The organism is Undibacterium sp. Ji83W, from assembly GCF_049340385.1.
Classification (GTDB): domain Bacteria; phylum Pseudomonadota; class Gammaproteobacteria; order Burkholderiales; family Burkholderiaceae_D; genus Undibacterium.
In genome coordinates, this window is the sequence record NZ_JBMPOZ010000054.1 from 1 (window position 1) to 2131 (window position 2131).

General features: G+C 51.6%; 3 protein-coding genes. All 3 read right to left on the minus strand.

Annotated features, from left to right (window positions below; genetic code table 11):
* Positions 1-425, minus strand: a 425-nt coding sequence (locus ACO0LD_RS31655; protein ID WP_423013502.1) for an ExbD/TolR family protein, incomplete at its 3' end; no start/stop codon positions are given.
* 224 nt (positions 426-649) lie between these two features.
* Complete coding sequence (locus ACO0LD_RS31660; RefSeq protein WP_423013504.1) at positions 650-1543, minus strand: MotA/TolQ/ExbB proton channel family protein; 894 nt, start codon at positions 1541-1543, stop codon at positions 650-652.
* Positions 1544-1798: 255 nt separating this feature from the next.
* The coding region (locus tag ACO0LD_RS31665) for an energy transducer TonB (RefSeq protein ID WP_423013506.1) at positions 1799-2131 on the minus strand (333 nt) is incomplete at its 5' end.

Genomic DNA, 2131 nt, shown 5'->3' on the forward strand with positions numbered 1-2131 from the left:
GGAGGCGGTTCAATCACGAAGCCGACCTTGGCGATACCGGCACGTTGTGCCGTCAGGATACTTTTGCCAATAAACTCGTAGCGGGTATTCTGATCACCCCGGATATGCAACTCCGGTTGCGGAATCTTGACTGCTTCTACCTTGAGCTTTTCAAACAAGGCATCCGTGCTGCCCAGCGGCTTCATGCTGCCGTTCCAGTACAGATCACCATCCTTGTTCACCGACAGGGTGATGTTTTCCGGTTTGGTTTTGTAAATCACGTTGGTTTCTGCCGGCAGCTTGAGCTTGACCGTATCTGTAATCACCGGGGTGGTGATCAGGAAGATGATCAGCAAAACCAGCATGACGTCGACCAGCGGGGTGGTGTTGATGGTGCTGTTGACTTCGTCTTCGCCATCTCCATCATTGCCAATTGCCATTGCCATAATGTGTTCTCTTTCAAATTACTGAATACGGAAGACCCCTCACCACAGAGACACAGAGTCACAGAGTAAAACCCACAGAGAAAACCCTTTCATTACGCGCTGCTTGCAATGACTGGGGAAACGATCTCTCATCAATTTCAGCTAGAAGATTTTCCTCTTGCTTTTCTCTGTGTCTCTGTGCCTCTGTGTTGAGAGGTCTTCGGGTGTTAATCAGTGATTGCTAATTATTTCTTTACGGCTGTCTTGCCCATATTGCCGGACAATACAACGGAATGCAGGTCGGCGGAGAAGGCACGAACATCTTCCATGGCGCTCTTGTTGCGGCGGACCAGGAAGTTGTAACCCAGAACAGCAGGAACAGCGACCGCCAGACCAATCGCGGTCATGATCAGCGCTTCACCAACAGGACCGGCTACTTTATCAATAGACGCTTGACCGGACATACCAATCGCTGTCAGCGCATGGTAGATACCCCATACTGTACCGAACAGACCAACGAACGGTGCTGTGGAACCAACCGTTGCCAGGAAGGCCAGGCCGTCTTGCAGACGGCTTTGAACTTTGTCAACAGCGCGCTGGATGGACATGGAGACCCAGGTGTTCAAGTCGATTTGTTCGAGCAATGCGCCTTCATGGTGTTCTGTGGCTTTGATGCCAGAATCAGCGATGAAGCGGAATGGGCTGCCTTCTTTGAGGGAAGCGGCACCGGCTTGGACGGAAGCTGCTTTCCAGAACTTGGAGCGGGCATCTGTGGCTTGACCGGACAATTTGACCTGGTCAATGATTTTGGTGATGAGGATGTACCAGCTGCCCATGGACATGATGACCATGATGATGAGGGTGCCTTTGGCAACGAAGTCACCGGTTTTCCAGAGGGCGTCGAGACCGTAAGGATTGTCGACCATTTCTTTGGCGGCTGCGGGGGCAGCAGGTGCGCCAGCGTCGGCTGGGGCTGGTGCCGGGGCTTCAGCAGCAGGTGCTGGAGCAGCGACTGAAGCAGATGCGGCAGCGGAAGCAGCAGCAGAGGCGGATTCCTGTGCGGAAACAGGGGCGACGGCAACGGCGGCTGTCAAAGCCAGGAGTGTTGCAGCCAGGAATGCGGAGAAACGGGTTTTCATTGAGGTGCTTCCTTTTAACAAAATAAGGTTGGTATTGCTTACTGCTGTTTTTATGTACGACTTGGTTTGTTTAATTTAAAACTTTAAGACCAAAAATCTTTACCACAGAGACACGGAGTCACAGAGAAAAGCAGGAGAGGAAACTCATTTTGTAAAGAATCTGCTGATTGAATACATGTTCTGTTCTTCTTTCAGATTTTTCTCTGTGCTTCCTCTGTGTCTCTGTGCCTCTGTGTTGAGAGGTCTTGATCTTGTTTATTCCAGTTTCCACACATACTGGACTTTGGCCCAGGTCTGCTGTGGTTTGCCATCAACGGTACCTGGTTTGTTTTTGCAGGAACCTGACATCAATTGGGATTTAACCGCATTGTCGAGACCACGGAAGCCACTGGATTTGTCGATCTTGACGTCGGAGACGGAGCCATCGGCACCAATCAGGACTGACAATAAGACAGTACCGGTTTCTTCATTACGCAAAGAGGCACGCGGATATTCCGGTTTGCAACCACCGACGTTGAAGTCGATCACGCCAGGCACGATGGAGGGGCCTGTGGCTTTGGTGTCTGCGACCGGCGAGGGTGCTGCCAC

Excerpts from the sequence above, each read along its gene's own strand:
- ACO0LD_RS31660 (WP_423013504.1), bottom strand. The coding sequence starts at position 1,543 with ATGAAAACCCGTTTCTCCGCATTCCTGGCTGCAACACTCCTGGCTTTG.